17 protein-coding genes are annotated in these 25,652 nt (G+C 67.3%); 4 read left to right on the forward strand and 13 right to left on the reverse strand.

Annotated elements, in window-relative coordinates:
* Positions 1-26: 26 nt before the first annotated feature.
* The 6 genes from ABIC44_RS03935 to ABIC44_RS03960 all read right to left on the reverse strand — a co-directional run bounded on the left by ABIC44_RS03935 (position 27) and on the right by ABIC44_RS03960 (position 6,481).
* A complete protein-coding gene (locus ABIC44_RS03935) occupies positions 27-704 on the reverse strand; it encodes a DUF6250 domain-containing protein (protein WP_354293804.1) in 678 nt (225 codons plus the stop codon).
* Positions 701-3,460, reverse strand: coding sequence for an exo-rhamnogalacturonan lyase family protein (locus tag ABIC44_RS03940; protein WP_354293805.1), 2,760 nt, complete (start codon positions 3,458-3,460; stop codon positions 701-703). Before ABIC44_RS03940 ends, ABIC44_RS03935 begins: the two co-directional genes overlap by 4 nt.
* 93 nt (positions 3,461-3,553) lie before the next feature.
* A complete protein-coding gene (locus ABIC44_RS03945) occupies positions 3,554-3,739 on the reverse strand; it encodes a hypothetical protein (protein ID WP_309695205.1) in 186 nt (61 codons plus the stop codon).
* A 61-nt stretch (positions 3,740-3,800) separates the two neighbouring features.
* Positions 3,801-4,508, reverse strand: a complete 708-nt coding sequence (locus ABIC44_RS03950) for a VIT1/CCC1 transporter family protein (protein ID WP_354293806.1) — start codon at positions 4,506-4,508, stop codon at positions 3,801-3,803.
* Positions 4,509-4,568: 60 nt separating this feature from the next.
* Complete coding sequence (locus ABIC44_RS03955; protein ID WP_354293807.1) at positions 4,569-4,925, reverse strand: hypothetical protein; 357 nt, start codon at positions 4,923-4,925, stop codon at positions 4,569-4,571.
* 20 nt (positions 4,926-4,945) lie between these two features.
* Positions 4,946-6,481: a L,D-transpeptidase family protein gene (locus ABIC44_RS03960; protein WP_354293808.1), complete on the reverse strand. Its 1,536-nt coding sequence runs from the start codon at positions 6,479-6,481 to the stop codon at positions 4,946-4,948.
* Positions 6,482-6,675: 194 nt separating this feature from the next.
* Here ABIC44_RS03960 and ABIC44_RS03965 point away from each other — a divergent pair, with 194 nt between their 5' ends.
* The 4 genes from ABIC44_RS03965 to ABIC44_RS03980 all read left to right on the forward strand — a co-directional run bounded on the left by ABIC44_RS03965 (position 6,676) and on the right by ABIC44_RS03980 (position 11,687).
* Positions 6,676-8,481: a DUF885 domain-containing protein gene (locus tag ABIC44_RS03965; protein ID WP_354293809.1), complete on the forward strand. Its 1,806-nt coding sequence runs from the start codon at positions 6,676-6,678 to the stop codon at positions 8,479-8,481.
* Positions 8,482-8,535: 54 nt separating this feature from the next.
* Positions 8,536-9,126 carry an NADPH-dependent FMN reductase gene (locus tag ABIC44_RS03970; protein ID WP_354293810.1) on the forward strand — a complete coding sequence of 197 codons (591 nt, stop codon included), beginning with the start codon at positions 8,536-8,538 and terminating at the stop codon, positions 9,124-9,126.
* A 99-nt stretch (positions 9,127-9,225) separates the two neighbouring features.
* On the forward strand, positions 9,226-11,061 hold the full coding sequence (locus tag ABIC44_RS03975; protein ID WP_309695192.1) for a cation:proton antiporter: 1,836 nt from the start codon (positions 9,226-9,228) through the stop codon (positions 11,059-11,061).
* Positions 11,058-11,687 carry an OmpA family protein gene (locus ABIC44_RS03980; RefSeq protein WP_354293811.1) on the forward strand — a complete coding sequence of 210 codons (630 nt, stop codon included), beginning with the start codon at positions 11,058-11,060 and terminating at the stop codon, positions 11,685-11,687. The genes ABIC44_RS03975 and ABIC44_RS03980 overlap by 4 nt, the downstream gene beginning before the upstream one ends.
* Before the next feature lie 63 nt (positions 11,688-11,750).
* Here ABIC44_RS03980 and ABIC44_RS03985 read toward each other — a convergent pair whose 3' ends face one another.
* The 7 genes from ABIC44_RS03985 to ABIC44_RS04015 all read right to left on the reverse strand — a co-directional run bounded on the left by ABIC44_RS03985 (position 11,751) and on the right by ABIC44_RS04015 (position 25,651).
* On the reverse strand, positions 11,751-13,649 hold the full coding sequence (locus tag ABIC44_RS03985; RefSeq protein ID WP_354293812.1) for a prolyl oligopeptidase family serine peptidase: 1,899 nt from the start codon (positions 13,647-13,649) through the stop codon (positions 11,751-11,753).
* A 97-nt stretch (positions 13,650-13,746) separates the two neighbouring features.
* A complete protein-coding gene (locus ABIC44_RS03990; protein WP_354293813.1) occupies positions 13,747-14,865 on the reverse strand; it encodes a YihY/virulence factor BrkB family protein in 1,119 nt (372 codons plus the stop codon).
* On the reverse strand, positions 14,862-16,760 hold the full coding sequence (locus ABIC44_RS03995; RefSeq protein WP_354293814.1) for an AI-2E family transporter: 1,899 nt from the start codon (positions 16,758-16,760) through the stop codon (positions 14,862-14,864). The genes ABIC44_RS03990 and ABIC44_RS03995 overlap by 4 nt, the downstream gene beginning before the upstream one ends.
* A 165-nt stretch (positions 16,761-16,925) precedes the next feature.
* Positions 16,926-19,982 carry a TonB-dependent receptor domain-containing protein gene (locus tag ABIC44_RS04000; protein ID WP_502959817.1) on the reverse strand — a complete coding sequence of 1,019 codons (3,057 nt, stop codon included), beginning with the start codon at positions 19,980-19,982 and terminating at the stop codon, positions 16,926-16,928.
* 395 nt (positions 19,983-20,377) lie between these two features.
* Positions 20,378-23,692, reverse strand: a complete 3,315-nt coding sequence (locus ABIC44_RS04005; protein WP_354293817.1) for a PAS domain S-box protein — start codon at positions 23,690-23,692, stop codon at positions 20,378-20,380.
* A gap of 211 nt (positions 23,693-23,903) precedes the next feature.
* Positions 23,904-24,497: a nicotinamide riboside transporter PnuC gene (gene pnuC, locus ABIC44_RS04010; RefSeq protein WP_354293818.1), complete on the reverse strand. Its 594-nt coding sequence runs from the start codon at positions 24,495-24,497 to the stop codon at positions 23,904-23,906.
* Complete coding sequence (locus tag ABIC44_RS04015) at positions 24,497-25,651, reverse strand: phosphotransferase enzyme family protein (protein WP_354293820.1); 1,155 nt, start codon at positions 25,649-25,651, stop codon at positions 24,497-24,499. The genes pnuC and ABIC44_RS04015 overlap by 1 nt, the downstream gene beginning before the upstream one ends.
* Position 25,652: the final 1 nt, after the last annotated feature.

The raw sequence follows: 25,652 nt of genomic DNA on the forward strand, positions 1-25,652 counted from the left end.
CGGGTCCACGCGATCCGGCCCCTTTCTTATCGGCCCAGCGGCGTGATCCGCACATCGCGAACCCGCAAATGGCTGCGCGTGGTGCGCAGCGCGAACCAGCCGCTGCGATAGGGGGCGGCGTCCTGCATCGTGAAGAGCCGCTGGCCGTCGCGATCGACCGCGATGTCGTGACCATCGGCGATCAGGCGGATATGGGTCCATCGGTTCGGGACCAGCATCGCGGCGGGATCGCTGCGGTCATGCTGGGGAAGGAGCGGCCGATCCCCCTTGCGACCGACATAGCGGCGCATCCGCGTCGTACTGTTCCGATTGCCGCCGATCCCGACATAATAGGTCTCCAGATCGTCATAGCTGGCAAAGGCGCCGTCGCGTCGCCGGGTCAGCACCGACCCGCCCTTCACCCTGGGGTCGCGCGCCATCCAGAAGGCGTTGACGTCGCTGACCGCGTCATGCGCCCCGCCCTCCACCACCGGCATCACGTCATAGTCGATCGCGACCGGCCCCTTCAGCCTTTGCCGATACCAGATCGTCACCCCGTCGGCCGCGTCGATATCCAGCACTCCGTCCCGAGCGACGACCTGCGCGCCCGGCTGGGCCTCGACGGACCAGCGCGACAGGTCGCCGCGAAAATCGTCGATACGCGCACCCGGCCTCGTTGCGGCCAGCGCCGCCACGCCCAGCATGGCGCAGGCCCATCGCCTCACGACAGCCACCGGCCGATCAGCGCCAGATTGGCGGTCGCCGCCAGCCCCCATTGGGCGGCGTCGTTGGTCGAGATGTCGGGGATTTCGTCCACCGGCTTGAGCACCGCCGGACCGGAGACGCGCACCGCGCCCTTGGCCTGATCGCGCGTGGCGCGGTCGCCCGCCCCCAGAAACTCCGCCCAGGCTCGGCGGGCCAGGGCAGGGTCGCGGCGCTGGACGGCAGCATAGGCGGTATAGCGCGAATGGGCCTGGGTCAGCCCCCGCCCCTTGCCCGGATCGCCAGTCTTCGCGCGGAACACGTCGGTGGGGGCATTATAATAGGCGCAATAGTCCAGCCACGCCTCGCGATAGGCGGGCACATCGACCAGTTCGAGCAGTTCGGCCATCGTCTCGAACACGCCGAAGACCCCGTTCAAATGGCTCTTGCTCACCCGGTCGCCCTCGCCGACAAAGCGTCCCGTGGCGAGGTCGAAGGGCGCGCCGCCCGCAAACCATTGGCGGGGCAGAGCGGCGAGCGACTGCATTCCCGCCACGATCCGGTCGCGCCAGCGCGGATCGCCCGTCCGTTCCCATTCGGTCATCCAGGCCGCCACCAACGGCCCCCAGACGGTGCCGAACTGGACGAAGACCTCTCCCGGCGGCAGCCTGCCCTCCGCGACCACCGCGCCGGTGCCGCCGGGCGGCTCCGAACCGGGCGCGCGGGCCCCGACCTTGCGCCCGATCTCGACATGGCGAAGCGTCTGGTCGCTGTCGATCAGCGCATGCATCAGGTCGCCGCACCGCTCGTCGGCGGTCAGGTAATAATAGATACGGCGATAGGCGGCGTTGGAGATGCGCGGCTGTTTCGAGCTGTCGCCCCAATGCTGCACCCCGTGACGCGTCCCAAGCCCCCGGAAGCGGCCGAGATGATAGACATCGACCTCGCCGGTATGCCGCGTCATCGCCTCCGCCATCCGAAAGACATCGGCGCGCCCGGTCCGCAGATAGGCGTACCAGAGCCAAAGGTCGGTCGACAGCTCGCTGTTATCCCACGCGAAACCGCCGATATCGTAGCGCCAGACATGGCGATCCGCGTCATAGCTGTGCATGACGTCGCCATAGTCCCAAAAGCCGTACCAGCGCCGTTGCTCGACCTGCCCGATATAGAAATCCAGCTCGCGCGAAGCCCGCGCCTCAATCCGTCCCGCCGCGTCGCCGCCGGGTGGCCCCGCCAGCGTCCAGGCACCGAACACCCCCGCCGCATGAACCGCTTCGCCGGTCGCGAGCAGGCGGGGCGGCGCCTCGACCTGCGCCGCCATCCGGATCAGCCGCTCGCGGGTCGGCGTCGTGTCGAGCGCCCAGAGCCGGAATTCGGTCGTCCGTGCGATCCCGCGCGCATCCCCCCAGCCGGGCTCATAATCCTCATAGGTGATGTCCAGCCCTTCGTTCTGTCGGGCATAATCGGCCATCCCCATCTCGTCGTGATAGAAGCGCAGATCCATCGCGGGCGCGTCGGGCGCGTGATACCACAGGGTGAAGCGCGCCGCCTCGCCGGTTGCCTCGGTCACGTCCAACCCGACCGGGCAGCGCCGCCAGAAATCATGCATCGCAAAGGCGACGCCACCGCCCCGCGCGCCACCCACATAGCCCAGCCCCGCCGCGCGCCCGGCGCCGTCGACCGGCACCCAGCCATGGTTGCTTGAAGTCCGCTTTCGGATGGTGAAGCCGTCAGCATTGGGCTGGCGCAACCGGAACTCGCCCCAGGGCGGGATGTAATCCAGCCGGTCGCGCACCGCCGCCGCCATCGTCGCCAGCGGCGGCGTCTCTCGTCCGGCAACCTGCGCCTCGCGGAAGGCGCGCCCCGGATCACGGCGCAATCCCGTCAGCGGCCGGACCGCCTCCGCCCATAGGCCATCGCCCTGTCCGGCGAAGCGGACATGCCGGTCGTGCAGCGGATCGGTCATCGGCACCTGCCCGCTCAGCCCCAGTCCGCGCACGAACCGCCGCGTGGGGTCTCCGTCGAAGATCAGGCTATGGACGATCCGCACCGACGCCGATCCGGCATGGAAGTAGAGGCGCAGCGAAAAGGGCAGCCATTGTTCGTCGGGCGCGGCATGACGTCCCTCGACCCGCACGACGACCCGGATGGGGCCATCCTGTTCCACCGTGACGCGCTCGATCCGCCCCGCATAGCGGAGCAGCCGGGGCGCGGCGCCGTCCTCCTCGTCGGGCGCGTCCTGTGCCGTCGCGATGAGGCCGACGTCGCGCATGACCGTCTTGCCGCCTCGCCGCGCCGAGCGGATAATCGCCTCGCCCTGTCGCCCGATCGTCCAGAGCGTATCGCCGACCGTCACCTCGATCCGATCGGCAAAGCTTCGCGCCGTGGCGGAAGAGGGCGATGCCTGCCGCGCCCTGCCCGGCTCGACCCGCAAGCTGGTGGCGCGCCCCGCATCGGCGGCCAGGGCATGGCCCGTCCATTTGATCGACCCGTCGGGCCAATAGGCGAGCGGCCAGCTTTGCAGCGAAGCCGATCCTTCCCCCGCCAGCCGGTAGGAGGAGGAGAATTTCGTCCCCCTGGGCCAAGGCTGGCCCCAGGTCATTCCCTCATGGCTATCCGGTGGTACACCGTCGAGCCAGCAGGTTGCACCGGTCCCCTTGGCGGCCTCGTCGCGTATGGGGAGAGTGGCCGCCGGGGCGGATGTCTGCCCCATTGTCACGGCCATGCCGGTGGCCGATAGCAACAGGCTCCGCCGGTCGAAATGCACTGGGTCCGCCATATCGAGAATCCATTATCTGGTATCGTTCATCACAATACGAGATATTTTCCGAATGGGAATGCCCTGTGCGATCGGCCGACGGGGCCGTCACGATCAGCTCGGATGCGCCTCGCTCTCGGCGATCGCATCATTGGCATCGGGCGCGGGGGCCGCATCCGCTTCGGTCAGGCGCATCTGCTCATAGGCGATTTCCAGATCCTGGACACCCGATCCGGTCGGCTGGATCGGCAGGTCGCCAAAGCTCTGGGGTTCGGTCGGGGTGTCGAGTTCGTCGCGCATGTCACTCTCCTGATGGAGACGGGTCAACGCACCGGCCGCGCGAATGGCTCAACACGGCCACCTAGACGATGTTGCCGGTCAGCGTCCCGATCAGCGCGGTGACACCCATGGCCAGCGCACCGAGCAGGACGACACGGATCGCCCCGCGCCCGATCGGGGCACCACCCGCCCGCGCGCCCAGCGCCCCGAGCACGGCCAGGAGCAGCAGCGCGGTCCCCGGCACCGCATAAAGCACCATGCCGCGCGGACTGAGCGCGGCGAGCACCGGCAGGATCGCGCCCGAGGCGAAGGCCCCGGCGGAGAACAAGGCCGCCTGCAACGGATCGGACCCGCCATCATCCGCCAGTCCCAGTTCGTCGCGGCGATGCGCGCCGAGCGCGTCATGCGCCATCATCTGCTCGGCGACCCGCCGGGCCAGCCCGGCATCGACCCCACGCGCCTCATAGATCGCCGCCAGCTCGCGCGTTTCGGCGAGCGGTGCACGGACCAGCTCCGCCGCCTCGCGTGCCAGATCGGCCCGTTCGGTGTCCGCCTGCGAACTCACCGAGACATATTCGCCCGCCGCCATCGACAAGGCGCCACCGACCAGCGCGGCGATCCCCGCCAGCAGCACCGTTCCTGCCGTGGCCCCCGGAGCCGCCGCGACGCCGACGATCAGGCTGGATACCGAGATGATGCCGTCATTGGCCCCGAGCACCGCCGCGCGAAGCCAGCCGGTGCGATGGACGAGATGCTGTTCGCCCGCGGCATGGACGCTGGCTTCGCTCATACGGTCTTATCCTTGCAAGGGGGGCAGACGGCTCGTGCCGCCCGCCCCCGCCGGCCATACTTACTCGCCGCCCTTGCGCTCGGCCGCCGGAGCATCGGCCGCAGGCGCATCGCGCTGCACGCGCGACGTCATGCCGGTGGCCGAGGCGTCGTCGAGCATCTGCTGATCGACGGTCCGCTCGGGCGGCGGCGGCGGGATTTCCTCGGCGGCATTGGTCGCGGGCGCCGCGACCTCGTCCATATTGGCGACCGCCGTCATATTCTCGTCGGCGGCGCCGTCGGTGACGGTCAGCTCATTCTCGGCGGCGGCGGCCACCGGCTGTTCCTCCGGCGTGGACTGCGAACAGCCCGCCAGCGTGGGAAGCAGCATGGCAGCGGCCACCAGACCCCAGCGGCGCATTTGATTGATCTTCATCATCTTATCCCCTTTCGCACTCATCAATTCGCGGTCGCGGCCGCCCGCTCGGCGGAACGCGCCTCCAGCTTGGTCGCCAGTTGCGCGTCCCAGCCATATGGGTCCTCACGGAAGCCCACCTGCCCGTCCGCCCCGGCAAAAGCCGTCCAGTATAGCAGATAGACCGCCACCGGCTCGGCCATCGTCGCGCGCACCGTCTTGCCGGAGGCGAGAACGGCGTCGACCTGCGCCGGTTGCCATTCGGGCGTCGTCTTCAGCATCAGCGCGACGAGATCGGCGGGCTTTTCCAACCGGACGCAGCCATGGCTGGCCAGCCGGTCGAATTTCGAGAAGCCCGACTGGGCGGGCGTGTCGTGGAGATAGACCGCGAAGTCGTTGGGGAAGTCGAACTTGAACCGCCCCAGCGCGCTCTTCTCCGAGGCCTGCTGCAACCGCTTGCTGCCGTCGCCATTGTCGATCACGCGAAAGCCGTTGCGCTTCAGATAGCCCGGATTGGCCTTCTCCTTGGGCCACAGCTCCTTGTTCGCGATCGAGCTGGGCACGTTCCACGGCGGGTTGAGCACGATGCTGTGGATCGAGGAAACCAGCATCGGCGTCTCGTTGCCGGGCCGTCCCGTCACGGCCTTCATCGACATGACCGGATTGTCGCCGTCGAACACGGTCAGCACGGCGGCCGCGATGTTCACCTGGACGCGCTTGGCCTCCAGTTGCTGCGGCAACCAGCGCCAGCGTTCCATATTGGCCATGATCTGGCGGATGCGCTGGCCGACCGGCACGTTCAACGCCGCGACCGTCTGGCTGCCGACGGTGCCGACCGGGTTGAGGCCGTACCGCCGCTGCGCCCGCCGCACCGCCGCCAGCAGATTTTCGTCGAAGGTCGCGCCGGTCGCGCTGACGGCGGGGTCCTCCATCGCCAGTCGCTTGCGCAACTGCTGGACCAGCGGGCCGCTCGACCCGAAAGCGATGGTCGTCGACGGCAGAGGCGACCAGCCCCCCGCCGCCGCCATGGCCCGGTATCGCGCCAGCCCCGTCACCAGCGCGTCATACCCCGCATAGGGCGGCGGCAGCGAGGCGACCCAGGCCGCCAACCGGTCCTTCTGCACCGCATCGGCAAAGCCGGGCAGCGGGTCATAGGGCTGCGGCCTGATGCCCCAGTCCTTGGAAAAGTCCGAGGGGTCGAGCCGTCCGGCATGAACCGCATGGGCATAGTCGAGCGCCACGCGGATCAGCGCGGCGGGCGACAGCGCCGACAGATCGCGCTGCGCGCCGGAGCGCAGCCCCTGCGTCACCTCGCCCTTGGCGATCAGCGTGGCGAGTTGATGCGCTTGGGCATCGGTCAGGCTGGGCATCGCCACCGGCGCAACAATGCTGGGCGGCACAGCCTGGGGCACGGGCTGAACGGTCGCGCCGGGGGGCGTCTGGGTCGAGGGCGCGGGCACCATGACGGGCGGCGGCGCGATCTGCGCCATCACGGGCGCCGCGACCAGCGTGCCGGTCGCAAGGGTGGCCAGAAGCCGGGCGACCGATTGGCCGGAGACGGAAAAACGCGATACGGTCATGTTGGTGTGATAGCCCCTATTCAGTCCAATGTCGTCGCAGGAACGCCCATGCACGACGCAACCCTACGCCAAGCTGAACCGATCGTCAGGGGGACGGGGTCCTGAAATTTTTGTGGGAAGCGCCCGAATCGCGCTGCCGACCTGTCAGGCTGGTGTCATTTGACGCCGCGCTTCGGGCCGGTCATCTATCGGAAATGAACAGAGCTATTTCCCGCCGCGACACGCTGATCGGGCTCGGCGCCGTTTCCGTCACGGCCTCGACCCAGGGACTGGCCGCCGCGACCGGCGACGCGGGCGCACTGCTCGACCGGCTGGCCTGGCAGCTGCTGGCGCTGGCGCCGGAGCGGGCGACCAGTCTGGGTGTCGACACAGGCGTGCATGCCGGGCTGCGGCGCGCGCTGGAAGATCGCTCGCCTGCGGGCGTGGCCGCGCGGCAGCGTTTCCTTGGCGAGGGGCTGCGCGATCTGGCGCGGGTGCCGCGAACCGGCCTGAATGCCGCGACCGCGACCAGCCTGGCGGTGGTCGAGACCGCCTTTCGCACCGCGCTGGACGGCATGGCCCTGCCCTATGGCGTGGCGACCATCGGCGACTGGCGCAACACACCCTATGCCGTGATCCAGAATGTCGGGGCATGGCTGGACGTGCCGCAGTTGCTCGACGGCGACCAGCCGGTCCGCGACAAGGCGGATGCGGAGGCCTATCTGGCCCGCCTCGCCGCCATGCCCGCCCAGCTGGACGGCGAGACGACGCGTATCCGCCAGGCGCGCCAGCAGGGCGTCGTGCCGCCCTCCTTCCTGCTCGACAAGACGATCGCGGGGATGACCGGCACGATCGCGGAGGCGGCGAAGAGCGACGGACCGCTGATCGGTCCGCTGGCGCGCAAGGCGGCCGCCATCCCCGGCGACTGGACCGCGCAGGCGGCACGGATCGTCCGCGCGGCGATCGTGCCCGCGCTGGAGCGACAGCTGGCCGAATTGCGTGCACAGCGGGCGGTGGCGACCGATGCGGCGGGGATGAACAGCCGCCCGCACGGCCCCGAATGGTATGCATGGGGCCTGCGCGCGGGCACGACGACACGGCGCAGCGCGACCGAATTGCACGCCATGGGCCACGCACGGCTGGCCGATCTGCAGGCGCAGATGGATGCGATCCTGCGTCAGGCGGGACTGACCCAGGGCAGCGTCGCCGAGCGCACCATGGCCTATCAGCGTCGCCCGGGCATCGGCTTTCCCGATGGCGACGCGGGACGGCGCGAGATCATCGCCTATATGCAGGGCCGGATCGACGCGATCCGACCACGCCTGCCCGAAGCGTTCCGCCGTCTGGCGCGGGGGCATCTGGAAATCCGCCGCATGCCCCCGGCACAGGAGCCAGGCGCACCGGCGGCCTATGGCGGGCCCGGCACGATCGACGGACGCGAACCGGGCAAGGTCTGGGTCAATCTGGGCGACCCGTCGATCCACAACCGTGTCACCATTCCCGATCTGGTCTATCACGAGGGGATACCGGGCCATGTCTGGCAGGGCGAATATGCCCAGCAACTGCCGCTGATCCGCTCGATCCTGGCGTTCAACGCCTATTCGGAGGGGTGGGCCCTCTATGCCGAACAGCTCGCCGACGAACTGGGCATGTACCGCGACGATCCCGCCGGGCGGCTGGGCTATCTGATGGGGCTGGCATGGCGCGCGGTGCGGTTGATCGTCGATACCGGCATCCATGCGCTCGGCTGGTCGCGCGACAAGGCGCTGGCCGAGTTCATCGCCGCCACCGGCCTGCCGCGCAGCAACGCGGTGAGCGAGGTCGACCGCTATTGCGCGTGGCCGGGCCAGGCCTGTGGCTATGAGGTCGGACGCGCCAAGATCGTCGCCCAGCGCGACCGGGCCAAGGCCGCGCTCGGTGCCCGCTACGACCTGCGCGACTTCGATCAGGCGGTGGTGGACGGCGGCAATGTGCCCCTGGACGTGCTGGCCACCAATGTGACGCGATATATCAGGGGATAAGAGTGGCTTGCCGGGATCATCTCATACGGTCATGATCGGGCCGCGAGGTGCGCGATGGCGGATACTATCCTGATCTTCTACGGTTCGTACCGGTCCGACCGGCAGGGCATTCGCCTGGCTGACTATCTGGTCCGCGCGTTCGGCGAACGGGGCGCGGAGGCCGAACTGATTGACGCCCAGGCGGTCGGCCTGCCGATGCTCGACCGGATGTACAAGGAATATCCTGCGGGCGAAGCGCCCGAGGCGATGGAGCGGCTGGCGACCAAAATCCGCAGCGCCGATGCCTTCGTCTTCGTGACCGGCGAATATAATTGGGGCCAACAGCCGGGCCTGAAGAACCTGACCGATCATTTCCTGGAGGAATGGTATTGGCGTCCGGCCGCCATCGCCAGCTATTCGGCGGGACGGCTCGCGGGCGCCCATGCCAGCGTCGCATGGCACGCTACGCTGTCGGAAATGGGAATGGTCGTCGTGTCAAGCACGCTGGCGGTGGGCGGCATCGGCCATGCGCTGGACGACCGGGGGCACCCGACCGGCGAGGGCGGCGGCGCGCTGACCAGGGCCTTTCCGCGCTTTGCCGACGATCTGCGCTGGTGGGCGGCGGCCGCGCGCGAACATCGGGCCCGCATCGCGCCACCCTATTGACCCTTCATACGTGCGACCGCCCGGCGGACCGGGGGGCAAGTGCGATGCATCGGCGGGCGCAACGGTTACCTTTGCCGTATCCGGGTGTTAAGTGGCCCTATGGAACAACACGCGCTTGTCTTCGCATTGATCGGTGTCCTGGGCATCGGTGCGCAATGGATTGCCTGGCGAACGGGATGGCCCGCCATCGCCTTGATGCTAGCGGCGGGGGTCATCGCCGGGCCGATCACCGGGCTGATCGTTCCCGAACATATCTTCGGCGAATTGCTGGAGCCGATGATCTCGGTTGCGGTCGCGCTGATCCTGTTCGAAGGTGGCCTCAGCCTCAATTTCCGTGAGTTGCGCAAGACCGAGGGCGCGGTGACCCGGCTGATGATGATCGGCATCCCGCTCGGCTGGGTGCTGGGGGCGCTGGCCTGCTATTATGTCGCGGGGCTGGTCTGGCCGGTGGCGATATTGTTCGCGGGCATCCTGGTCGTGACCGGTCCCACCGTCGTCATCCCCCTGCTTCGCCAGAGCAACATCGCGGCACGGCCCCGCGCGATCCTGAAATGGGAAGCGATCGTCAACGATCCGTTCGGTGCGCTATGTGCGGTCATCACCTATGAATATCTCCGCCGCGTCGACCAGGGCGGCACCCTGATCTCGGTGGTCGTCGCGCTGCTCGGTGCGGCCGTGGTGTCGGGCCTGATCGGCTATGCGATGGCCCGCGCGATCGCCTGGGCCTTTCCGCGCGGTCATGTGCCCGAATATTTGAAGGCCCCGGTCCTGCTGGTCGCGGTCATCGGCACCTTCGTCCTGTCCAACCTGATCCAGCAGGAGACAGGCCTGCTGGCGGTCACGGTCATGGGCGTCGCGGTCGCCAATATGCGGCTGGACTCGCTGCGCGACATTCATCCGTTCAAGGAGAATGTCACCGTCCTGCTGATCTCCGGCGTGTTCGTCATCCTGTCGGCCTCGCTGAATTTCGAGGTGCTGCGCCTGTTCGAGTGGCGGTTCGCTGCCTTCCTGCTCGCGCTGCTGTTCCTGGTGCGTCCGGCGACCGTGCTGATCGCACTGGCCTTCAGCAAGATCCCCTGGAACGAGCGGCTGCTGGTGGCGTGGATCGCCCCGCGCGGTGTGGTCGCGGTGGCGGTGTCGGGGCTGTTCGCGCTGCGGCTCGACCAGCTCGGCTATGGCAATGGCAATATCCTCGTCACTTTGTCCTTTGCCGTCGTGGTCGCGACGATCATCGCCCATGGGTTCAGCATCCGCTTCGTCGCGCGCTGGCTGAAGGTCACGGGCGCGATGCAGAAAGGTCTGCTGATCGTCGGCAGCACGCCGTGGAGCATCGCGCTGGCGCGCCAGATCCAATCGCTGGGACTGCCAGTCAGCATCACGGACTCGAGCTGGCAGCGGCTGTCGGCCGCGCGGCAGGTCGGGATCGCGACCTATCATGGCGAACTGCTGGCGGAAGCGACGGAGGAACGGCTGGACCTCAGCCAGTTCCAGGTGCTGGTCGCCACCACCGAGAACGAGGCCTATAATGCGCTGGTCTGCAGCGAGTTCGCCCATCATATCGGCCGGGATTCGGTCTATCAGCTGGGCGGCAGCGGCGACGATCATGACCATCGCAGCCTGCCGGGTGCCTTGCGCGGGCGCGCCATGTTCACCGCCGGGCACGGGGTCGAGGACATTTTGCGGCGCGAGGCGGCGGGCTGGACCTTCCGCAGCACGCGGATCAGCGAGCAGTTCAACTTCGACCATGCCCGCTCGGCGCTGCCCGACGAGGCGGATATGCTGTTCGTCCTGCGCAAGGACGGCCGCATCCGCTTCTTCACCCATGCCGCGCGGCCCATGCCGCAAAAGGGCGATATCGTCGTGTCCTATGGCCCCTCGCGCCATGCGGATCCGGAGGCTAGACTGCAATTCCAGAATGGAGAGGCTGTCGCATGACGACCAAGAGGCTGAACGAACGGGCCGCGCAATCGCTCGCGGCGATGACCCTCGCGCTGGGCATCGCCGCCTGTCAGCCAGCGGGCCCCGCGCCCGCGAACGACACCGCGCAGGTCGAACCCGTCGCCAATACGGCATCGCCGGACAATAGCGCGATGGCGAACGAGCAGGTGGAGACCAAATCGATCATCCGCCCGGATATCGAACCCGCCCCCACCCCGTCGCCGACGCCCGAGCCGATCGACCTGACCATCGCCTTCCCCGCCAAGGGAGCCAAGCCCGATGACAAGGGGCTTGCGCAGATCGACGCGTTGATCGCCGAACCCGTCTTCGCGATGGGCGGTGCGATCACGATCTGGGGCCATAGCGATTCCCACGGCTCCGACGCGTCCAACCTGATCGCCTCGCGCCGCCGGGCAGAGGCGGTGCGGGACTATCTGGTCGAAAAGGGCACCGCCGCCGACCGGATCACCGTCATCGCCATGGGCGAGGCCAACCCCGTCGCGCCCAACCGCAAGCCCGACGGATCGGACGATCCGGAAGGACGCGACAGGAACCGCCGCGTCGAGATCAAGGTGGACCTGCCCCCGAAACCCGCCGAGCCGACACCGGCCACGCCGTCCTGAACGACGCCCCCGCCGCCACGCGGGGGCCCTCTCCGCTCCGTCCCTAGGCGGCAGGGCGGGCAGTCAGCGCTGGGGCTGGCCCAGATATTTGCCGAACCATGCCAGTTGCCGGTTCATCACATCGCCCGCCTGGGTCGGCACGCAATGTCCGGCGTCGGGATAGATGACGAGGCTGGTCGGCACGTCCTGGCTTTTCAGCGCATTCCACCATTCGACCGACTGGGTCGGCGGCACCTCGATATCGCGCTCGCCGACATAGATGAAGGTCGGGGTGCGTGCGGTCTTGACGTGATAGACCGCCGAGACGTCCTCATAGGCCTTGTAGTCGTCATAGACCGACTTGCCGAAATAGGGGATCATCCAGGTGTTGATGCCGTTGGTGCCGTAATAGCTTACCCAGTCGGACAGCCCCGCGCCCGCCACGATCGCCTTGAAGCGATTGGTCTGGGTATTCGCCCACATCGCCATGAAGCCGCCATAGGAACAGCCGGTCAGGCCCAGCCGCACATCGTCGACCGGGGCCAGCTTTTCCACCGCATCGATCCCCGCCAGGATGTCGCGCAGGTCGCCGCCGCCAAAGTCGCGCTTGTTGGCGGCGGTGAAGGCCTCGCCCTGACCATAGGAGCCTCGCGGATTGGGGAGGAAGCGGTAATAGCCCGCATCCTCGAACGCGCTGGCCAACCCCTTCTCGATGAAGCGCGGCGTGCTGGCCGCCGCCGGACCGCCATGGACCTGCACGATCATCGGGGCCTTCACGCCGGGCCGCGCGGACAGCGGCGACAACAGCCAACCCTGGACGGTGAACCCCTCGTTCGTCCAGGTCACGCTGCGCGCCTGGACGGCGGGATGTGCGGCGTCATTGTCATGGGTGATCTGGCGCAAGGCGGTGGCAGGCCCCGCATAGATGGCGGGCGCATGGGTGAAGTCCTCGACGACGCTGGCGGCCATTTCGCCCTTCGCATCCCAGGCGATCCGGCCGTCGCCGGCGGAGAGGCCCACCGGCCGGGCAAATAGCGGACGCGGAGCACGACCGGGCTCGATCGCGACGGCCCCCATCTGATCGTTGCGCAGCGTCGCGGCGCGCAGCCCGCCCTTGGTCCAGGCCAGCGAGGTGAAGGTGATCGGCTGCCCCTTGGTCTGGTCGGTCGGCGTGCCCCCGGCCAGCGGCACCGTCCAGACATCGCCGCCGATCGAACCGAAATCGCTCATCAGCCCGCCGATATAGGCGACCGTCTTCCCATCGGGCGAGACGCGGGGCATGTTGATCTGGGTCGACGGCCTGGCGATCGCGGTGACCGCGCCGGTGTTGGCATCCACCCGGTCGAGCGTCGCCACCCACCAGTTCGCATCGCCGTTGCCGAGCGCCGAGGTCACGACCAGAGCGGTCCCGTCGGGCGTCCAGTCATATTCGTAGATATAGCGGCCCTGCGGCGACAGCGGCATCGCCTTGGTCGTCCCCTCTCCTACCGGCACGATGGCCAGACGCTGTTCGTCATTGGCGACGCCGATCTCGCCGACCTGCCGCGCACCCGCCTGGGTCGCGCCGACATCCTTGGTCGCCCCTAGCGTGATCAGCATCGCCACGCGCTTGCCATCGGGCGAGAAGCGTGGGGTCGAGGCCAGCCCCTCGACGGTCGCGACCGGGCGAACCCCGTCACCGCGTGCGATCATCAGGGTCACGACGCCCCGCTCCCGGTCGCGCGCGAGAAAGGCCACGCCGTCCCCCTTGGGCGTGAAGGTCAGCCCCGAATAGCTGCACGTCGCGCAGGGATCGATCCGGCGCACCACCCGCCCGTCCCCGGCATTGCGCAGCACGACGGCCGGATGCGTGCCGCCGTCCAGCTCGATCGTGGCCACCTCACCACCCGACGGCGCGAGGGTCAGGCCGCCATAGCGATGGACGGCCGCCTGCACCGGAAAAGCCAGAGACGACGCAAGGAGCAGGGCAACGGGAAGACGCATGAAACATCCTTCGAACGAGGCAAGGCGGCAGGGTCTGCGGCCTTCGTTTAAGCCACATCCCGGCGCACGGATAGCCTGTGCTCGCCCGGTGGAGGGATCAGACCCGGCGGCGCGGGGGGCGGCTTCGCCATGCGGCATGCGCGGCAAGCGAGAGGGCGACGATCCCGACCGGCCGCCCCCGGCGCAGCAGGGCGAAACCGATCGTGGCCATGGTCCCGTTCCCTGCCCAGGCCAGCAGGATCGCGGTCGGAGTGCTGGCCGCCGGTTCCTGCGCCGGATCGGGCTTTGTCGGCGTCACCGGGCCATCGGTTGCGGTTTTCGCCTCGCCCCCCTCGCCTTCCACCTGCCGTTCCAGTTCGGCGTTCAGTTCCGCGCCCATCAGGAACACATAGGCGGTCAGCCAGAGCCAGGTGAGCGTGACGATGACCGCGCTCAGCGAACCATAGGTCGCGCCATAATTGCCGAAGTTCGACACGTAGAAACCGAACCCCGCCGTTCCCGCCAGCCAGAGCAGGGTCGCACCCACCGACCCCGGCGACAGCCATATCCAGTGCGGATGGCGATGATCGGGGCCGAACCGGAACAGGATCGCCGCCGCCGTGACGACCAGCAAGGCCAGCAGCACATAGCCTCCTAGGCGTATGAGCAGTAGGATCGGGGTCGGCGCGTCGGGGATCAGCCCGCTGAGAAAGGCGAGCAGCATCGTCGTGCCGATCGCAACGAAGATCAACGCGACGCCCCCGGCCACGATCGCGAATTGCAACAGGTTCAGCCGCACGAAGCCGCGCGTCTCCTGGGTATCATAGGCCACGTTCAGGCCGGTAACGATCGCCGACGACCCCTTGGTCGCACCGTACCAGGCCAACAACAGCGCGACGACCAGGCCCAGACCCTGCTTGTTCTTCGAGCTTTCGACCACCGTCAGCAGTTGGTCGGTGATGATCGAGGCGGCATCGCGCGGCAGCGAGGCGAACAGGCCCTCGACATTCTGCCGAACCGTATCCGCATCGGCGAACAGGCCATAGCTCAGGACCACCGCGCCCAGCGTCGGCACGATCGCGGCAAAGACGTAGAAGGCGATCCCGGCCGCGATGATCCCGATATTGTCGGTGCCCATCTCCGCCCAGGTGCGCCGGAGAATGGCGAGCCAGCCCCGAGGCGGCACCTGCAACGGCGTCCGGGCACCCTCGCCTGCACGATCGTCCGCCCCGGTCATGCCGCCGCCTCCCGCTCGGCCCCGGCATGGTCGAGACAGGCCTCGACCATCGCGCCCAGCGTGCCGACATAGATGTCCGCGCCCAGCGTCCGCTGGATCTCGCGGTCGGTCAGCGCCGCCTCTCCCTCCGGCCACAGCCCGACGAGGATCGGGACGGGCCCGACGCGCGAGCGGATACGGCGGACCAGATAGCGCAGATGCGATGGCGAGCCGCCAATCTCCAGATAGGAGATGCACACCATGCGGGCGCCCGACGCATCGAGCCGGTCGATATTGGCGCGCGAGCCCGCCTCGTGCGGCACCCGGTTCGCACCGAAGCCCCGCTTCGTCAGCAACTGCTGAAGCATCGCGGTGACGGCATCGTCGAGCACGCCGCGCCCCGCGATGCACAATACGCTGCCACCCCGCTCCCAGCCGGACGGCGCCGAGGGAAGCGAAGCGGGCGCCGTTTCATCGAAGCCCGAACGGTCGTCGGGCAGCGGCCGCAACAATCCGCCGCGCGGTTCCAGCGGGCTTGCGGTATCGTCCTGATGGTCCAGCTCGCCGACGAGGACGAGCATCGAGTCGACGACGCGCGTCGCGCGGTCGCGGGTGATCGCACCGCGCTCGACATCCGCCGCCGCCAGTTTCAGCGCGGCCAGCGCCACTTCGTCATAATAAGCGGTCAGCGACCGGTCGGCGAGCTGGCTTTCGGCCTGTTCCAGCGCTTCGTCGGGGTCTTCGGCCAGCATCCGCTGATAGAAGCTCTCGACCGGGGTCAGCGCGGGGCGATCGCCGAGCACCACGTCGAGGAATTCCAGGCTGGGGATATGCCGCCCGAGGACGACGAGCAGCAAGGTCAGCGGCATCGACAGGACCAGCCCGACCGGCCCCCATATCCAGGTCCAGAACACCGCCGCCAGCACCACCGACAGCGGCGAAAGCCCGGTCGAATGACCATAGAGAAGCGGCTCGATCACATAGCCGATCACCGGCTCCAGGACGATGAACAGCCCCGCGACCATCAGCATGGTAGACCAGCCGGGATCGATCCCAGCGGCGACCACCAACGGCAGGGCGGCCCCCAGCAGCGCACCGATATAAGGGACGAAGCGAAGCACGCCCGCCAATATGCCCCATAAAGCGGGCACCGGCAGGCCGATCAGCCACAGGCCGATCCCGACCGTCAGGCCGAAACTGGCATTTACCGCCAGTTGCGACAGGAAATAGCGGCTGAGGCGTCGCCCGGCATCGTCCATCGCGGCAGTCGTGCGATGCAGATCGGACGATCCGAACAGCCGGATCAGCCGGTCGCGCAAATCCTCCTTCTGCATCAGGATGAAGATCGCCACGACGAGCACGATCACGAACGTCTCGAACGGGGCGAGGACCGGCTCCAGATAGCCGCCAACCTGTTGCAGGACTGGTGCCTTCTGCTCGACGACGCGGACGTTCAGCGGGTGGGTTCGGGTGCCGCGCACCAGCCTGGGATCGGCGGTCACCGCCGGGGCCGAACTGTTGGCCCCCAGGAACGGGAGCGACCTGGTCAGGAAACCCGTCGCATTCTCCATCTTGGACTGGATGCTGGTGACATAGCGCGGCGCCTCGTCCGACAACGAGGCCGCCTGGACGCCGACCAGGGTCCCGATACCGCCGAGCACGCCAAGCGCGCTCAGCACCGCGACGAACACGGCAAGGCCCTTCGGAATCCGCAATCGCCGCAGCAGCAAGACGATCGGCGACAGGACGAACGACAGAAGCACGGCCAGCGTGATCGGGATCAGCACGTCCTTGGCGAGGAACAGCCCCGCCACCACCACGACGGCCACCGCCAGGCCGAGCAATCCGTCGCGGCTGGGCACCTTGGCGGCGGTCACGCTGGCGGCCGATGCCTGCTGCCCCGATCGATCGTTCATCTGTTTTCCCTTCGGAAAACGCAAACTCCCGCTGATCGACTTTGGTCCACGCATTCGTGCGCGGACGTTCGGGCCCAGTTTCGTCGCCGACGAACCGGCCCGAAAACAAAAGCGCACCGGGCGGACACGAGGTCCGTCCGGTGCGCAAGGGTCAGGCGTACTGGCTTAGAAGTTGAAGTTCGCGCCAGCGCTGAAGTTGCGACCGACCAGGCCCGCATAATGCCAGCTGCTCAGATAGTTCGGATTGCTGGTATAGGCGGCCGCCGCCAGCGGAGCGCGGGCGTTGGTCAGGTTCTGGATGTTGAAGAAGAAGCGGAACTGATCGTTCACCCGCACGCCCAGGTTCAGGTCGGTGTAGATGAACGGGCGGATATAGCACTGGTTGTTCACGTCGCTGCCCTGCACGATGGGCGCCATCGTGTTCTTGCACGACAGGTCGATCACGCCGTTGACCGGGGTGATCTGATCGGCCGCGACCTGCTTGATCCGACCCACATAATAGGTCGTCGCGGTGATCGAGAAGTTGTTCACCTCCAGCGAGTTCTGCCAGTTGCCACGGATGCGTGGCGTACCGCCACCCGACGAGAGCTGGTAAGGCCCAAGCGTACCGGCATATTTCTGCACCACGCCCGCCGGGGTCACCAGGTCGAGGCGAAGCACGCGGGTGACGTCGAGGCGGCTGATCAGGCGCGCGCCATTGGCCAGCTCGAAAGCGGCATTGGCCTGCACGTCGATGCCCGAGCTGACCTGATAGTTGGCGTTGACGTAGGGCACGTTGAACACCAGCAGACGGGGCAGCGCGTTCGGGTTGTTGGGATCCGGCGCATCGATGACGTTGCACTGATAGCCCGGACCCACCGCCGCCAGCGCGGCGCAACCGGCGGTCGCGTTGGTCTGTCCATAATAGGCCGCGATCGCCTGGGCGCGGAGCGGTCCGCTGACGATCAGGTTCGACTTCTTGATGTTGTAATAGTCGACGGTCAGGTTGAACCAGTTCACCGGCTTGAAGATCGTGCCGACGGTGAAGCTGCGCGACACTTCGGGCAGGATATTGGCATTGCCGGTCGAGCCGCTGCCGATGCTGTAGGTGCTCGTATAGGCGCTGTTGCCCGGATGTGCGGCGATGAAGCTGGCGGGCGGCGTGAAGGACGAGAAGCCCGAATAGCTGCTGGCCGGGTTGTTTTCCGCGAAGGTCGGTGCGCGGAAGCCCTGCGAATAAGTCGCGCGCAGCGAGAACTGCTCGACCGGGGTGAACTTCGCACCCACCTTCGGCGAGAAGTGGCTATAGCCTTGCGAATAGTGGTCGTAACGGCCCGAGACGTTCAGGTCGAAGCTCCGCAGGAACGGCGCGTCGATCTCGAAGAACCCGGCGGTCACGGTCTGACGGCCCTGTGCCGACGACGTGTTCAGCGAATAATAGCTGAGGTCCGCATTCTGGTTGCGGTTCATCAGCGTCTCGCGACGGATCTGGAAACCCGCGCCGACATTGAGTTCGCCGCCCGGCAGTTCCATCAGCGACTTGAGCAGCGAACCGCCGATCGTCGCCACCGTCGAATAGGACGGCGTCGTGCGATCCGGCGAGATCTGGTTGCGCACCGCAGCCGTGTTCTGCTCCGGATTGACGAAGTTGTACGACCCCGTGTTGATCGCGTTCAGCAGACCCTGGATGTTGATGAAGCCGCGCTGCGTCACGCTGAAATTGTCACGCGCATAGACGCCGTTCAGACGGAACTTGAACCCGCCGCCCAGATCGCCCGAGATGCCGCCGGTCGCGCGGAACACGTCGACATAGCGATGGCTGTTGGCGGGGATGTCGCCGAAGAGATAATAGATGCGCGCCGCGCTCTGCGTGGGATCGGCACCGGCAACCGCATAGGGATTGTTCGGGTTCAGACGGCGATCGGCCGCCGTGGCGCAGTTCACGCCCGCCGAGCAGACATACATCGGCAGGACGATGCCAGGGCTGCTGGAGGCCAGCGCCGCCGAACCGCCGAAGGGCTGGGTCTGGCGGATGCCCGACGGGGTGCCGCGAATATCGACTTCGGAATGCGAGTAGCTGCCGCTCGCGAATGCTTCCCAACCTTCGGCCAGACGGACGTTCAGGCGGGCCGTGGTCGAGTAACGCTCCTGGCGCGGCTGTATGATCGAATATTCATCGGGCAGGTTGTGCTTGCAACCGGTGCCCTGCGCCGAACCGGACGAGACCGTGAAGCTGCCGAAGGGGCAGGCGCTGGGATTGATCAGCAGCTGGTACTGGTTGGTCAGCGGTGCACCGACCTGACCGGCGAGCGGATTGTTGAGATCGGTCTGCCGAACGCGGGTGACGACCGCCTGCGGGTTGGGCTGGACCAGCGAGTCATCGTTGCGGTTACGGTCGAGCAGGCCACTGGGGGTCAGATCGAGCGTGTTGAACGGGTAACCGCGTGAGTGGTTGGTGATATACCCGTCATAGGTATATTCGCCGTTCACATAGAAGTTGAAGCCCTGTTCGCGATAGTCGCCGAACCCGGCGGTCAGCGTGGCGCGATAGTGCGAGCCATCGGCCTTTTCGGTGGTGCCACCCTGGACCGAGCCCTGAATACCCTGGACATTCTTCTTGCTGATCAGGTTGACCACGCCGCCGATCGCGTCCGCGCCATAGGTCGAGGATGCGCCGTCCTTCAGCACTTCGATGCGGTCGATGGTGCTGAACGGGATCGAGTTCAGGTCGACATAGGCGTTATGGCCGTCATCGTTGAGCGGGAAGTTCGCCGAGCGGAGGCCGTCGATCAGCACCACGGTCGACGAGACGCCCAGACCGCGCAGCGATACGGCCGCGCCGCCCGCCGAGAAGCCGTTGCGGAAGCCGGTCGAGATCGAGCCCGCGCTGTCCGCCGAGACCGAGCGGATCGCGTCCTGGGCGGTGGTGATGTTCGCGCGCTGGAGCGTCGCGGAGGTCAGGACGGTGACCGGCGAGATCGAGCTGGCGTTGGAATCGCGGAACAGCGTGCCGGTGACGACGACCGTGCCGCTCTGCGGCGCCTCGCGCTTCGCCACGGGCGCGGCGGGGCGCTGCTGGATGTTCGCATCCTGTGCGACCGGGGTCTGCGGCGCTTCGGCCTGCTCGGCGGTATCGGTCGCCTGTGGCGCCACCGCTTCCTGCGCATAAGCCGGAGCAGCGATCGCGGTCAGCAGAGCCACCGTCGAAATCCCAAACCGCAGGGTACACAATGCGGAATTCATCAAAGTCACCAAGCCCTTCCCTGTTCACGCAGCGGCGACTTTTGTCGCCAGTTTGATACTCGCCATGATCTGGCACTGCGGTGCGGGAGCGCTTACGGCACGCAAAGTTACCGGCTCGTTAAAAATGATGGACCTGTAGTTACGGAATGCAACAAGTTGAAATCATGGCACTCGACGGGAAGCACCATAGAAATATCTGATTAACGATACATGCAATGTTTCCGAACATGTCACGGCATCGGGATAGGCCTGTAATCGACATGCCGAACTGCCTCGTCCTGCCGATAGGGCTATCCACGCACGCGAGCACCGGCGGGAATTATCCGTTGTTCGTCATAGCGTTGCACAGGACGTCCATGCCGGTCCCGACCTGTCCCGATCACGGCGCTCCCGGCCTATCGCGGTTCAAGCATCTCCGCGATCTTGTTGCCCAGCTCGGTCATCACGAACGGCTTGGTGACCACCTCCATGCCGGGCGCCAGATGGCCGTTCCCGACCGCGGCATTTTCGGCAAATCCCGTTACGAACAGGATCTTGAGGTCCGGGCGCCCTTCGCGAGCCGCATCGGCCACCTGGCGGCCGTTCATCCCGCCGGGCAGGCCGACATCGGTAATCAACAGATCAATGTCGATGTCCGACTGGAGGATCCGCAAGCCGGACGGCCCGTCGTCCGCCTCGATTGCGGTATAGCCCGCGTCTTGCAGAACCTCGACAATCAGCATCCTGACCGTCTCTTCGTCATCGATCACCAGCACCGTCCGCCCGGCGCCATCGTCCGGGATCGCCTCGTCGGGCTCGTCCTCCTGACCGACCTCGCCCATGAAGCGCGGGAGGTAGAGGCACATGGTCGTCCCATGCCCTTCCTCGGTATAGACCCGGACCTGCCCGCCCGACTGCCGCACGAAGCCATGGATCATCGACAGGCCCAGACCCGTCCCCTGCCCGATCGGCTTGGTGGTGAAGAACGGATCGAAGATGCGGTCGACAATGTCCTTGGGGATGCCGGTGCCGCTGTCGGTGACGCAGATCGACAGATATTGCCCCGGCGCCAGGTCGCGTTCGCGCGCGCCGCGATCGTCTAGCCACTTGTTGGCCGTCTCGATCGTCAGCCGCCCGCCGCCGGGCATCGCATCGCGCGCATTGATCGCCAGATTGAGCAGTGCGCTTTCCAGCTGCGCGGCATCGACCTTCGCGACCCATAGCCCGCCGGCGCCGACCACTTCGACCTTGATCGACGGGCCGACCGTGCGGCGGATCAGGTCCTCCATGCCGAAGACCAGCCGGTTGACGTCGATCGGCTTGGGGTCGAGCGTCTGCCGGCGCGAAAAGGCCAGGAGCCGCTGGGTCAGCGCCGCCGCCCGTTGTGCCGAGGCCTGGGCTCCGTTGATGAACCGGTCGATCCCGTCGGTCCGCCCCGCCGAAAGCCTGCGCTCGATCACCTCCAGGCTGCCGCTGATCCCGGCCAGCAGGTTGTTGAAGTCGTGCGCGATGCCGCCGGTCAGCTGGCCGACCGCCTCCATCTTCTGCGCCTGACGGAGCTGTTCCTCGGCCTGGGCCAGACGCGCCTGATCGCGCAGCCGGGCGGAGACATCCACCGCATATTGGAACGCACCGATGAAAGCGCCGTCGCGGTCGTGCAAGGCGTTGAAGCGCAATTCATAATATGGCCGCGTCCGGTCGGGATCGCCGAATGCCTCGACAACCATGAACTCCTCGCCGTCCAGCGCGCGCTGCCAGATGCCGAGCACCGCCTCGCGATGCGCCGGAACACGCTCCATCAGGTCGGGGAGCGCGTCGCCCACATGCGTGCAGACGCCATAGATGCGCTCGAACTCGACCACATAGGCCGAGTTCAACGCCAGGAAGCGGAAGTCCGGCGACACCACGGCGATCAGTGCGTCGGTATTCTCGATGACATCGGCCCAGAGCTTGCGCTCCGCGACGGCCTCTTCCACCCGGCGCTCGAGCGTGTCGTTCATTTCGCGCAGCTGAAGTTCGGCACGACGACGGGCGCTGATGTCGTTGAACAGGATGGCGACGCGACGCGCCTCGGGTGTCCCGACCCGCAGGGCATAGACGTCGAACCACCGGCCCATCACGTCGGAGCCGTTCTCGAAACGGATCGCCTCGCCGGTCCGCGCGACATGGCCATAGCGGTCGAACCAGAATTGTTCGAGGCCCGGCACCAGCTCGCGAGCGGTGCGACCGACCGCGTCGATCAGCCCCGTCTGTCGCTCAAACGCCGGGTTGGCCTCGACAAAGCAATAGTCCAACGCGCGATCGCCGTCGAAATCGACCTCGACGATGCAGAAGCCCGCATCGATTGCCTCGAACAGCGTCCGATAGCGTTCCTCGCTGATCCGCAGCGCATTCTCAGCCTCGCGACGCTCATGGATGTCGATGACCGAGCCGATATAGCCCAGGAACAGACCATCGGTGCCGAAGCGCGGCGATGCAGCGTCGATCGCCCAGCGATAGGTCCCGTCACGATGACGCAGGCGGTATTCGAGGCGGAACGCTTCCTGCCTGGCATTGGCGGCCAGGAAGACGTTGGTGGACCAGTCCCGATCGTCCGGATGCACCGCGTCCAGCCAGCCGAAATCTTCGGCCACCCGGTCGTCCTGTCCGGTGAAGGCGTACCATGCACGGTTCAGATAGGTGCAGCGTCCTTCCAGGTCGGTCACCCACATCATCACCGGGGCGTGATCCGCCATGTTGCGGAACCGCTCCTCCGACTCGCGCAGCGCCGCGTCCCTGGCGCGCTCGGCGGTGATGTCGCGTGCCTCGATCACCGTGCCGATGGGCTGGCCGTCATCGCCGAGCAGCGGGCTGGCGGTGAAGGCGACCGGATAGAAGCTGCCGTCCGGGCGGACGAACACTTCCTCGCCGCTCATCTGCGCGCGTTCCGGGAAGGCCCGGTCGATCGGACACTCCTCCAGCGGATAATGCGATCCGTCGGGATGGGTGTGATGGACGACGTCGTGGAGCGGCCGCCCCTGCATCTCGGCGAGCGCATAGCCCGTCAGACCCTCGGCCGCCGCATTGGCATAGACGCACTGCTGATGGTCATCCATCAGGAACACCGCCATGCGGGTATTGTCGAGCACCGCGTTCAGGCGCCGTTCGCTCTCGCGGTGCGCATGGTCGGCCGCGCGCCGCCTGAGGATCTCGGCCTCCAGCCGCTCCGCCCGTTCGTCGCGAAGCGTGATCTCGCGACGCAGCTCCAGCTGGGTCATGACCTGCCGCGCCAGCACCTCGAGCGTGAGACGCTGACGCTCGGTGATGCCCTCTGGCCTGGGCTTGGTATCGAGCACGCACACCGTGCCGATCGGCAGCCCGTCCGGGGTTTCCAGCAGGGCCCCGGCATAGAAACGCAGGCCCGGCCTTCCCACCACCAGCGGGTTGCAGGCGAACCGTTCGTCCGCCGTGGTATCCGGCACGACGAAGATGCCCGGTTGCAGGATCGCATGGGCGCAGAGCGACACTTCGAGCGGGAGTTCGTCGGCGCCGATGCCGACCTCCGCCTTGAACCACTGGCGATCCGCCGCGATCAGATTGACGACCGCGATCGGCGCTTCGAAAATATCGGCGGCGAGCCGGACGATATCGTCAAACTCCACCTCGCGCGCCGTATCCAATATCGCATAGCGGTGCAGCGCCGCGACACGGGCTTCCTCGCTCCAGGGCGGCGCGACCTTGGGGCCCGTCATGCGGCAGTCGGCGCGTCGGTGTTAACGGCGGGGCGGCTGGTGTCGGATCGCGGGTGCGACCGGAGCGCCGAAGGGACCATAGGCGTCCCCCGCATGGCACCGCCAGCGTTGAACCATCGACCACATCCACTTCCATGCCGCATAGGAGAACCTAACGCTCAAATATCGGCCCCGCTCAATCGAAATCTGACCGCTGCGCTTTTTTTCTTCATCAGGCTGTCGGCGGCACGGCGGGACGCTCCCCTTCCGAGGCCGCCGAGGGGCGCCGCCAATCCCGGTAGCCGATCACCGCCAGCCCGATCATCACGGCATAAAGGCCGGCGGTGGGCAGCAATCCCTTGTAGAGAAACATGCCCACATAGACGACATCGACCACGATCCAGAGCAGCCAATTCTCCCGGTGACGCCGTGCCGTCCAATATTGGGCGACCAGGCTGAAGGCGCTGAGCGTCGCGTCCATCCAGGGCAGCGCCGCATCGGTATGTCGGCTGGTGAACCAGCCGATCGCCACCGCGCCGAACGCGCCCAGCGCCAGCCCCGCCAGCGCCTTGGGGCGCGACATCGGCATCACCACGACCGCGCCGGTATCGCGACGCTCGCGGCTCCAGACGATCCAGCCATAAAGGATGCCCACCCCGAACACCGCCTGCAACACCATATCGGCATAGAGCCGCACGTCGAGGAACAGCTTGAAATACAGCGCGCAGGCAAGGAGGTTGAGCGGCCAGCAGAACAGGCTTCGCCGCGCGGTCAGCCAGATCGCCAGGAAGCTGATGACCACCGCCGCCATCTCGAGCGTCGACATCACAGTTTCCGCCCCGCCCGAAGCTCCGCAAGGAAATCCCGCCCCGCCGCCGATCCGAACCAGTCCGCATGACCCAGCAGATACCCCTCCCAGGCCAGCATGGCGGCGTCCCGGTCGCCCACGACCCCGGCGAAATAATCGATCTCCGACAGGGCGAACTCGACATGGACCAGCGGCAACATTGCGATGACGCTTTCCATCATGGCGGGGTCGATGGGGGACATCGCCTCATAGCCCGCGATCAGCGCCAGTGCCGATGCGGGGTCGGCGATGGCGTCATCGCGCCCCTCCCCCAGTTCCAGCCACGCAATGGCGGTCCGTTCGATCGCGATCGCCAGATCATGCGCGGCACAGCTGCGATCGGCCAGCCCGAAGTCGAACACGGCCCGGACCGTATCGTCCGCCGCCCATAGCAGGTTGGAGGGGTGCCAGTCATTATGGGTCCACAGGGGCGGCTGACCTGCGATATGCCGGGCCAGCCCCTCGCCCCACGCGGCGAACAGCGACGACAGGCGACGGTGCCAGGCATGCCCGGCGAGAAACGCGGCCAGCGCCGGACGCGCGGCGACATAGGCTTCGGCGGCCGTCATCGGATCGATCGCCGGCAGGATGCCGAAGCTGGCGACCAGGGGCTGCACGGGGCGCGGCGGCGCATCATAGCCGAGCGACGCGCGGTGCAGCCTCGCCAGCGAAACCCCGGCGGCATGGGCGTGCGCGAGCGACTGGAACGGCGTCCAGGACAGCCGGTCGCGATACAGATCCTCGCCCGGCGCCTGGCGATGGACCTCATAGGTCGCCTCGCCCAGCGCGACCGCGCTTTCCCCCTGCCCCGTGCGCCATATCTCGGGCACCGGCGCGCCCGCAGCGGCGAGATACGCGATGAAGCGATGCTCCTCCGCCAGTCCGGCGGCCGTGCGCACCCGGCGATCATGCCGCTTGACGAGCAGCATGCCCTCCGTCGTGTCGATCAGCGTCGCGGCGGAAAAGGGACGTGGCGAGTGCCAGCGCAGCGCCTCGATCCGGGCGGCCTGCGGATAGTGCGCCAGCACGGCCGCCGCTTCCTCGGGCGTGATCGCGGGCCAGGTGGGCGCCTCCATCGCCAGCCCCATGCCATGGACGCGGTGACCGGCGCCCGCCTCGTCCGGGATGGCCATG

This window comes from Sphingomonas sp. 1185, assembly GCF_040544655.1.
GTDB lineage: Bacteria > Pseudomonadota > Alphaproteobacteria > Sphingomonadales > Sphingomonadaceae > Sphingomonas.

Coding starts and splice junctions, on each gene's coding strand:
- ABIC44_RS03960 (WP_354293808.1), bottom strand. CDS start 6,481: ATGACCGTATCGCGTTTTTCCGTCTCCGGCCAATCGGTCGCCCGGCTT.
- ABIC44_RS03955 (WP_354293807.1), bottom strand. CDS start 4,925: ATGATGAAGATCAATCAAATGCGCCGCTGGGGTCTGGTGGCCGCTGCC.
- ABIC44_RS03970 (WP_354293810.1), top strand. CDS start 8,536: ATGGCGGATACTATCCTGATCTTCTACGGTTCGTACCGGTCCGACCGG.
- ABIC44_RS03985 (WP_354293812.1), bottom strand. CDS start 13,649: ATGCGTCTTCCCGTTGCCCTGCTCCTTGCGTCGTCTCTGGCTTTTCCG.
- ABIC44_RS03975 (WP_309695192.1), top strand. CDS start 9,226: ATGGAACAACACGCGCTTGTCTTCGCATTGATCGGTGTCCTGGGCATC.
- ABIC44_RS03940 (WP_354293805.1), bottom strand. CDS start 3,460: ATGGCGGACCCAGTGCATTTCGACCGGCGGAGCCTGTTGCTATCGGCC.
- ABIC44_RS04000 (WP_502959817.1), bottom strand. CDS start 19,982: ATGAATTCCGCATTGTGTACCCTGCGGTTTGGGATTTCGACGGTGGCT.
- ABIC44_RS04015 (WP_354293820.1), bottom strand. CDS start 25,651: ATGGCCATCCCGGACGAGGCGGGCGCCGGTCACCGCGTCCATGGCATG.
- ABIC44_RS03965 (WP_354293809.1), top strand. CDS start 6,676: ATGAACAGAGCTATTTCCCGCCGCGACACGCTGATCGGGCTCGGCGCC.
- ABIC44_RS03980 (WP_354293811.1), top strand. CDS start 11,058: ATGACGACCAAGAGGCTGAACGAACGGGCCGCGCAATCGCTCGCGGCG.
- pnuC (WP_354293818.1), bottom strand. CDS start 24,497: ATGTCGACGCTCGAGATGGCGGCGGTGGTCATCAGCTTCCTGGCGATC.
- ABIC44_RS03945 (WP_309695205.1), bottom strand. CDS start 3,739: ATGCGCGACGAACTCGACACCCCGACCGAACCCCAGAGCTTTGGCGAC.
- ABIC44_RS03950 (WP_354293806.1), bottom strand. CDS start 4,508: ATGAGCGAAGCCAGCGTCCATGCCGCGGGCGAACAGCATCTCGTCCAT.
- ABIC44_RS03990 (WP_354293813.1), bottom strand. CDS start 14,865: ATGACCGGGGCGGACGATCGTGCAGGCGAGGGTGCCCGGACGCCGTTG.
- ABIC44_RS04005 (WP_354293817.1), bottom strand. CDS start 23,692: ATGACGGGCCCCAAGGTCGCGCCGCCCTGGAGCGAGGAAGCCCGTGTC.
- ABIC44_RS03995 (WP_354293814.1), bottom strand. CDS start 16,760: ATGAACGATCGATCGGGGCAGCAGGCATCGGCCGCCAGCGTGACCGCC.